The sequence below is a fragment of the bacterium genome (assembly GCA_040753085.1).
Classification (GTDB): Bacteria; UBA9089; JASEGY01; order JASEGY01; family JASEGY01; genus JASEGY01.
Window position 1 is genome coordinate 1 of record JBFMHI010000111.1, and the last position, 9,053, is coordinate 9,053.

8 protein-coding genes are annotated in these 9,053 nt (G+C 39.6%); 2 read left to right on the forward strand and 6 right to left on the reverse strand.

Annotated features, from left to right (window positions below):
* Positions 1–132 precede the first annotated feature (132 nt).
* The 6 genes from AB1797_10635 to AB1797_10660 form a co-directional block, all read right to left on the reverse strand.
* Positions 133–465: a hypothetical protein gene (locus tag AB1797_10635; GenBank protein ID MEW5768057.1), complete on the reverse strand. Its 333-nt coding sequence runs from the start codon at positions 463–465 to the stop codon at positions 133–135.
* Complete coding sequence (locus tag AB1797_10640) at positions 462–803, reverse strand: DUF5674 family protein (protein ID MEW5768058.1); 342 nt, start codon at positions 801–803, stop codon at positions 462–464. The genes AB1797_10635 and AB1797_10640 overlap by 4 nt, the downstream gene beginning before the upstream one ends.
* Entirely contained in the window at positions 800–1,639 is an 840-nt protein-coding gene (locus AB1797_10645) for a polysaccharide deacetylase family protein (protein ID MEW5768059.1), read from the reverse strand. The genes AB1797_10640 and AB1797_10645 overlap by 4 nt, the downstream gene beginning before the upstream one ends.
* Positions 1,636–2,667, reverse strand: a complete 1,032-nt coding sequence (locus AB1797_10650) for a methyltransferase domain-containing protein (protein ID MEW5768060.1) — start codon at positions 2,665–2,667, stop codon at positions 1,636–1,638. Before AB1797_10650 ends, AB1797_10645 begins: the two co-directional genes overlap by 4 nt.
* Before the next feature lie 84 nt (positions 2,668–2,751).
* A complete protein-coding gene (locus AB1797_10655) occupies positions 2,752–3,759 on the reverse strand; it encodes a methyltransferase domain-containing protein (protein ID MEW5768061.1) in 1,008 nt (335 codons plus the stop codon).
* 49 nt (positions 3,760–3,808) lie between these two features.
* A complete protein-coding gene (locus tag AB1797_10660; GenBank protein MEW5768062.1) occupies positions 3,809–5,059 on the reverse strand; it encodes an ATP-binding protein in 1,251 nt (416 codons plus the stop codon).
* A gap of 1,069 nt (positions 5,060–6,128) precedes the next feature.
* On the opposite strand from AB1797_10660, the gene dnaA reads away from it, so the two are divergent.
* Together dnaA and dnaN are read left to right on the forward strand one after the other, a co-directional pair.
* Positions 6,129–7,457, forward strand: a complete 1,329-nt coding sequence (gene dnaA, locus AB1797_10665; GenBank protein ID MEW5768063.1) for a chromosomal replication initiator protein DnaA — start codon at positions 6,129–6,131, stop codon at positions 7,455–7,457.
* 200 nt (positions 7,458–7,657) lie between these two features.
* A complete protein-coding gene (gene dnaN, locus AB1797_10670) occupies positions 7,658–8,755 on the forward strand; it encodes a DNA polymerase III subunit beta (protein ID MEW5768064.1) in 1,098 nt (365 codons plus the stop codon).
* The last annotated feature ends 298 nt before the right edge of the window (positions 8,756–9,053 follow it).

A 9,053-nucleotide genomic window follows, 5' to 3' on the forward strand; every position in this document is an offset into this window, starting at 1 on the left:
ACCCCTCCCATCAAGGGAGGGGAAGCTCTTATGCCGACGCTGTCGGTACAAAAGGAGATGAAACTTAACCCATAGCACTATAATCTGTAATGAGCTTACTTTTTTAACTTGATTTTGAGTAGATACGAGATACTAATGGTTTTTGCGGGCAGCATAGATGAATGGTGAAAAATATTTCCTTAAAGATGCCTCTGTATACCTAAACTGGTTTGTTCCCAAGAAATAATCTACTATGGACTCTCGCAAACGGGCAAGTTCTTTAAGTCGGGGAAAACCTTTAACGCTGTCCAGCGTCAAATCTATTAGCTCAAGAGAACGCTCAAATGCCCGCTGAGCATACTCAAGATTATGCTTAGATTGCCAATTGAGGGCGCGTTCTACCTCACTTCCGATATTTGCCATCTGTTCAATAAATGACAATTGATTCCAGCGCCTTACTCCGAGATCTTTATGGTGATAACTCATCGTTTAATCCTCTTGGCAACAATTTCAATAATTTTCTTACATATCTCTTTATCTTCCACCTCACGACTCCTGTTGCCTTGGGAAGGCCGCACATTGATTATTGAGTCAAATTCAACAAATTCATCTCCTTTAATATCGGGATAAAAATTAATACCCCAAAGGTCCTTCTGTTTTGATTCATCCTCAAGAAGAAGTGCTTCTAAATCAGAATGAAGCTCGGCATCAACGGCGATAATTTCTCTATCTACATCAACGACTGCCTTTACCAAATCACCAAATGTATCCTCAGCCATTTGTTTAAGTTCATTAAACATTAGTGTGTCTGTTATTATTTTCATAAGTTGTATGTGTTGAGGGAGATATAATCCCTACGAACGACGCCTTTCAGCCTGAGCAATGCCTTCCGAAGTGGTTCATATCCCTTAACTCCTAAAGTACGCTTGGCCATATTCCGTAAGATTTGACCGGCCCGGTGATAGCAAATCATCCCGCTTTTTAGTTCCACAAAGGCCTTAAAGGCAGCCAGGCGGTGATGCCTCTTTAAGGTCAGTCTTTTCAAGGCAAAAGGGTCTGTCCCTAAATCAACTCCACCTATTTGATTAATACAAACCGCCTGATATCCCACCATCTTGGCAATCTTTCCTACGGCCGGATGATGATAACCCGTAGGTGAAGAAAAAAGATCGATCTCTCTCTCAAGATGCTCCTCCATGACCCGTTTTGACTCGGCCAGTTCGTATTTCAATTCCTCCTCATCTAGGGCGGCCATAAAGGGATGGGTAAGCGTATGCGACCCGATCTCCATCCCGCCATCCAGCATCTCTTTTATCTGATCCCAGTTTAGCATCCCCTTATCTCCCACCGCCCCGGCCGTAACAAAAAAGACCGCCCGCTGGCCAAGTCTTTTTAACACCGGGTAAGCCTCTTTAAAATCACTGACGCAGCCATCGTCAAAGGTAATAACCACTGATTTCCCCTCAGGAACCTCTTCTCGCTCTAAGGCCTCCACCAACTCATGCAACCGGATGGTCTTAAAATTGTTCTCCTGTAAATAAGTCATCTGTTCCTGAAACTGCGCCCGGCTGAGACAATAAGGCCTCTTTCTAACATCAACCTTGGCCAGGGCGGCCTCATCAGAAATAATTTCGTGGTAAAGTAAAATGGGAACCTTCATCTTATCAATCTCGATTCGCAATTCTGTTTAACTACCATCACCTCATACCCTGGAATAAACGGTTTAACCAGGGTATTAGCCGCCGTCAGTAGCCAGGGAAATTTCTGGGCCAATCTTCCTTTAAAAGATCTCTGGGGAAGATTTCGGTCAACAATGGAACCGGTAATAAAATATTCCCCTCCACCCATCCCAGCCATTAATCTCTTTAACTCGAAAAGGGAAAGGAGGTTCTTATATTTGTAATCGGCCCCTTTAAATAGACGCACATACGCATTCATATATCTTCGGGGCAAAAATCCGACTCCCCAGAGATCAACATGAGGTTCAGGACCAAAGATATTAAACCGGTTGGGAGAATTAAAACAGAAATAACCTCCCCTGGCCATAACCCGGTAAGCCTCCTCTAAAAAACCCTCTTGATCCGGCATGTGTTCAATCACATCCGTGGCATTAATCAGATCAAAACAGCCGTCAAGAAAAGGCATTTCTAATCCGGAGCCACAAACAAGAGTAACATTCTCTATCCCATAAACAGCAAAGAGCTTCCTGGCCAGAAGCAAATCAACTAGGGAGATATCTATCCCTACCGCCTCTTTAAAGTGACCCGCCAGGGTAAAAAGGGTGCTGCCTCCACCACACCCAAGATCTAGGCACCTCTCCCTTCCCTGAAAACTCGAGCCACTCCGGTTGATCAGATGCTTAATCTTGGCTAATCTAATCTCTCCCCTCTCCCGGCTTAGCAGTTCGTGCCTTAGATGCTTCTCAAGCAAGCCCTCAGGGAGAGAAGAAAAATTTATCCGGAGTCTGAGCAACTCCTCGTAATCCATAGAGTTAAAGCGCTTCAGGATGGTCTCAACTTGCCCTAATTCCTGAGACGACATCGGCCTCAGTCTGAAATCAGGGATGCCCTGATAAATAAGAAAATCTCTATTACAGGCAGAACAGTGATATTGGTAATGATCATCCTGGTATTCTATCTCTCTTCTACAGGAAGGACAGGCGTAGCTGAATATTTTTTGTTTGGTCAAGATATGCACCTCTTAGCCCATTAGCCATTAGCCAATAGGGATCTTTGCTCATTAGCTCTTCCCACTTTTCCTTTTGCCTATTACCTATTGGCTATTCCTGGCCACCACAAAGATGGAATCGCCGCCTTTTTTCAGGAAATTGGTTAAGTGGTAAAGGGGGAAAAGCGCCAACCAGGAGCAGGTTCTGATTAAAAGCCGGATTATTCGACGGTGAATGCTTCCAGAGGGATGTTTGGAAAGAGCCTTATCTTTAACAGACTCAACCTCCCCCAGATATGAACCCTGGTGGAACTTGGGATCATCCCTTTTCTCTCCCCTCCACGCCTTTATTTTATCGATAACCGCCTCTTCCAGCTTTCCCAGAGTATATCTGAAGGGAATATTTTCCGAATATGAATCAAGCAGATCAAAGCCTGCCTTATTAAGCAAGGCGGTCAGTGTCTTTTGGGAAAATTGGTAGATATGTCCCGGCGGCGTAGGGTGTTCCCAAATGCCGAAGGTTTTGCCACAAAGACAGTAGGTTGTTCTGGGAATGAGGCCGTCAATATTGGGTGTGGAAATAAAGATAAATCCATCCGGCTTCAAAATTTCTCTGGCCTTTAGAAGGTCTTGATAAGGATCCGGGACATGCTCTAAACTATCCCAAAAAGTTACGGCATCAAAAAAAGCAGGCTCAAACTTAGATTCATTCAGCTTTCCGGCCGTGACTTCCAGCCCATAATTCCGCCTGGCGTATTGGGCCGCCTCTTCACTTATATCTATCCCGTAGGCATCCCAGCCGGCTGCCTTAGCCTCCTGGAGAAATAGACCGGTAGAACAGCCCACATCTAATATCTTGCCTCTCGATTGATATTGATTCATCCAGGCTATCTTTTCCTTGAAAAACTCCCTTCTTTCCTCCTTTACCTCATCTGGAGAATCAGTGTGATAATCCTCTGAGTAGATACTACCCAGAGCCTCTTCTGTCAATCTGGGATTTACATAGACCAGCCCACACTCCTGACACTTAACTACCCGGAAGGAATTTTTGACCACCAACAGCCTGGAATCGTTAGAACCGCATATATTGCAAGAAACTTCAATACGCTCCAATTTTTCTAATCCTTATTTGATGGTTAGACAAAAACGAGCCATCTCTTCCTTACATAGTGACAAAATAAGAAGCCGCCGCGTAATCAAGGGAATCCTGGTCTAGTTTAGGTTTCACTCCCCGGTAAGCCGCCTGATCAATGATATGATTCGCTAAATCACGAGGATGACAGGCTCGAAAGGGTCTTCTCTCCGCTTGATAATATCTTTCGATAAGATAGTCAACCGTCTCCTCAGTATATTCTATCCCCTTCGCCAGACATACCCGCCGAAAAATCTCCCGGTATTCTTCCTCTGTTGGATCTTTGATTTCAGTTTTATAACTAATCCGGCGAAGAAAGGCTTCATCTACTAAATCCCTCGGATCAAGGTTAGTTGCATAAACAATAAAAGAAGAGAAAGGAACCTCAATCTTTTTGCCGGTATGAAGGGTGAGGTAGTCAAACCTTTTCTCTAAGGGGACGATCCATCGGTTGAGCAAATCCCTGGGAGCCACCCTTTGACGGCCAAAATCATCAATCAGAAGCATCCCACCATTGGCCTTAAGTTGAAAGGGGGCCTCATAAAATCTGGCCTTCTCTTCATAGATCAGATCTAACTCCTCTAAAGTTAGTTCTCCCCCCACCTCCACTATGGGACGTTTTATCATTATCCAGCGTTCATCACATCGCCTGGAATCATCCTCTTTTACTTCAAAATGATAACCCGGATCAAAGAGTTTTATGATCTGATTGTCAATGGTAATGGCGTAGGGGACCAGGGTATAACTCGAAAAGAGGTTAGCTATGGCCTCCGCAATACACGTCTTCCCGTTTCCTGGTGGCCCATAGAGAAAGATGGATTTATTAGAATTGACCGCTGGACCCAACTGGTCAAAAATCTTAGGCTCAAGAACCAAATGAGAAAGGGCGGCCGTTAGCGCCTCTTTACTAACCGGTGTCCCCCTTAATTCGTCTCTTTTAACTAAAGAAGAATAAGCATCCAGGGGTACCGGAGCCGGACCGACATAACTATTATCTATTAATGCCTCGGCTGCCTTGGCCCTACCCCTTTCCGTCAATTCATAACGCCAGGAGAAAGGAAAATAAGTGGTCCCCCCCTTTATCTCGCATAATTTTTCATCCTTCAGAAAACGGAGGGTCTCTTCAACTACCTTCGGGTAGGGCAGTTTCAGGCTGGCGGCCAGTTCATCCCCAATGGTGATGGCGCTCGTATATATTACTTTCAGGGTTAAATCAGCCAATAAACGGAGAGTAAGGCCAGTCTCTTCCAGATTTTTAGGTTGAAGTGGTCTGTTTTCCACCTACTACACCTCCTGGCCACCATCAACTATAAGGAAAGAATATGTAGTTATCCCCGCAATTATCTCTGTCTTAACATCCGTCCCCTGTGCCTTTAATTTAAAAATCCTTTCTAACACCGGTATCCCCTCCTGTTAATCAGATACGAGTAGACGGCCGTCAGATATCAAACCTCTGTCTACTAGAGTATATATAGTATAAAATTAGATTTTTGTCAAGTATAAAGAAGGTAATATACTGACTTATAAACTGCATCCCCTCGATAAATATATCCATATCAGAAAGGTGGACGGTTTTCTATTTTCGAAACCCTGGTTTATAAAAAAACTGATTCAAGAAGATATATATTTTTTTACAGCCGTAAGTTGCTTGGTATACATATATTAGAAATAAAAAAATTATTTTTTTATTTTTTTCGACTTGTCTTTTTGAGGAGGTGTGATATAATAGCCTCCGAATGAGAGAGGACCTTAGAGAAGACTTTTTGCCGGCATTTAGTCATTAATTATAGCCGTATTTCCTTAAAAAGGTTGAACTTATAAATATAATGGTGATAATAGTAATTTTTTCCCCATCACTAACTACCAATCACTTACCACTCCAAAAACCTTACAAAATCACCAAAGCCAATAGACAATAGGGTATTCTTCCCTATGCCTATTACCTATTGTCTATTGGTTAAGTTACATTATCATAACTAATTATAACTTATTAACAATTATGGATAACTTTGTGTGTAATTCCTGCAAGGACTTAGATAAAGTCTAAGGTAAAAGTTTTACAAGCTCAGTTAGTTAGCCAAGAGCCAATAGGCAATAGCCAATAGGGCATTATGCCTATTACCTATTGGCTATTAGTTAAATTGTAGTATTATAACCAGTTATAACTTACTAACAATTGTGGATAACTATGTGTGTAACTCCTGCAAGGTTTTAGTAGACAGAGGTAAAAATAAGGCGTTATTTTAAAACAGCTTAATCCATTATGAATAAGTTGTGAGTAAATCTTCCGCTTTCCTCGAGAAGTGGGAAGGGGAGCACATCCATAGATAAAAATGGGAGGAAATAAAAAATGAGGACGGCTAACCTTTGGGATGAAACTTTAAAGGTAATGCAAGACAAAGTGGATCCCCATACCTTTGAAAGTTGGTTTAAACCAACACGATATCTATCTATTTCTCCTGATTCATTAGAAATCGAGGTTCCCAATAAATTATTTAAAGATTGGTTAATTAATCATCACTACGCCGACCTAAATAGGGTTGTTTCCCATTTGAATGATAAACCAATCTCTCTTAATTTTGTTATCTCTGATGAGAAAGATAATTCTCTTATAAAAAAGCCGGTGGTCATAAAAAAGAATTTTAATACTCGAACATATTTAAATCAAAAATATAACTTCGATACCTTTGTGGTAGGTAAAAGTAATGAGTTTGCCCACGCCAGTTCTTACGCTGTCGCTAAAAAGCCTGGTAATATTTACAATCCACTATATATCTACGGAGGAGTTGGTTTAGGAAAAACTCATCTTATGCACGCCATAGGCCACGAGGTCTTAGCTAAAAATCCATCAATGATGGTATGTTATGTCTCTACTGAACAATTTACTAATGAGTTTATTAATAGTATTCGGACCAACACGGTTAATACCGTATTTAAAGAAAAATATCGAAATATGGATGTCTTACTTATAGATGACGTCCAGTTTTTAGCCGAAAAAGAGGGAATTCAAGAGGAATTTTTTCATACCTTTAATACCCTCTATGAATCCAGACGGCAAATAGTCATCTCCAGTGATAGTCCTCCTAAAGAAATTAATTCTTTAGAAAATAGATTACGCTCAAGATTTGAATGCGGATTAATGGCGGATATTCAACCACCCGACTTTGAAACTAGGGTGGCTATTCTAAGAAAAAATGCCTCAAGAGAGGGAATTACTATACCCGATGATGTATTGGAATTTATCGCTAAACAAATAACATCAAATATCAGAAAGTTAGAAGGCGCCCTTAATAGAGTCACTGCTCAGGCATCTCATAATCGTTGTAATATTGATATATCTTTTACTTATGAAGTTATAAAAGATTTTTTAGAAAAAGATAAACCTAAAAATTTTACCATAAACTCTATCCAAAAATATACGGCCGCCCATTTTGGTCTCCCCCAATCGGCTATGAAAAGTAAAAAAAGATCAGCCATGATTGCCCTCTCTAGACAGATAGCCATGTATATCTGCCGTAACTTGACCAATTTTTCCACTATAGATATAGGAAAAGAATTTGGCAAAGATCATACCACGGTTCTTTTTGCCTGTAAGAAAATTGAAACACAACTCAATCAAGATCCTAATTTAAAAGATAATATAAATATGATTATTAATGAAATACGAAGAGATGTTTAGTATCCTGTGAAAATTATATTAATAACCTATTAATATCTTTTTTAAAAAAAGATAACTCTATTTTTTTGTGAGTAAGAAAGAGTATTTACTCAGAGGTTATTAAATATATAAATTAATATTTTAATTAATGTTATCTTAATTATAAACATATTAAGAGGAATTATTATTATAATCTAATTATTAAAAAAGGAGATATAATAATGAAAATGACCATAGCTAAAGAAAATATTATTAAGGAAATTCAATTAGCTCAAGGGGTGGCTCCTTTTGAAGGTAAATCTAATCTGCCTATCCTTTCTAATGTCTTAATGGAAGTCTTCGATGATAAATTAAAGATGACGGCCTCTGATTTAGAAATAAATCTTAAGTGTGAGTTAAAGGCGAATGTATTAGAGCCTGGCTCTATGGCTCTTTCGGCCAAGATGTTAAGCGATATTATTCGTGAAATGCCTCCCGGAGAAATTACCTTTAAGACTGAAGAAGAAGGTAATAAGATTAATATTAGTAATAATAGCGTTTCTTTTTATCTTTGTGGTCAATTAGGAGAAGATTTTCCTCAATTTCCTCAATTAACTGATAGTAAATCTTTTTTTCTACCTGCTTCTATTTTAAAAGAAATGATTAAAAAGACTATATTTGCTGTTTCTAAAGATGAATTAAGACCTATCTTAAAGGGTGTGTTTCTTTCTTTATCCGGAAATAAGATAGAAATGGCTGCTACTGACGGACATCGGTTATCCGTAATTAAACAGGATATTGATATAGATTTTGAAACCCCTATTAGTGTGATTATACCTACCAGGGCGGTAGAAGAACTCTCCAAGATCATGGAAGAGGAAGAGTCTGTAAGGATAGATATAACCGAGAGAGAAGTTGGTTTTACTAGTGGTAATATTGTCCTTATTTCTAGGTTAATAGAAGGAGATTTTCCTAATTATAGAAGCTTTATTCCTAATGAGTATCGAACAAAGGTTAAAATAAATCGAAGTGATTTCTTGGATGCCTGTAGAAGGATTTCACTATTGAGTTCTGCGATAATAAAATTTTCGATAAGTGAAGGAAAAATTATTATTAATTCAGCTACTTCCGAAATTGGTGAGGCAAGACAAGAATTACATATTGATATAGAAGGAGAAGAGATTGAAATAGGTTTTAAGCCTATTTATGTAATAGATGGGGTGAAAAATATGAGGGGTGATGAAATATATCTTACTTTGGTTAGCCAAGATAAATCAGGTGTTATTAGTTCGCCTCAGGAGGAAGGATATATATATTTGGTTATGCCTATGAGGATTTAGTAATTTAGTCTTATTTATTATTATTTCGGCCACTAACAAACCTCACACAGGTTTTGAACCGGCGTAAGGTTTACTATAAAAAGCTCGCCGCTTATTCTTCTCTATAAGTAACCGTCGTTTCAGTAGTTATTTTGGTTACCTCGCCTATCTCTATTAGTTCGGCCACAACATAAATCTGTAACTACTCAAAACTAAGTTAAGCAGTCAGTTGGGAGATAAAGCAAAATTCCCTCTCCCTTGAGGGGCTTATTCTTACCCATATCTTTTAAAAACCACGAAGAACACGAAGGGCAAATTT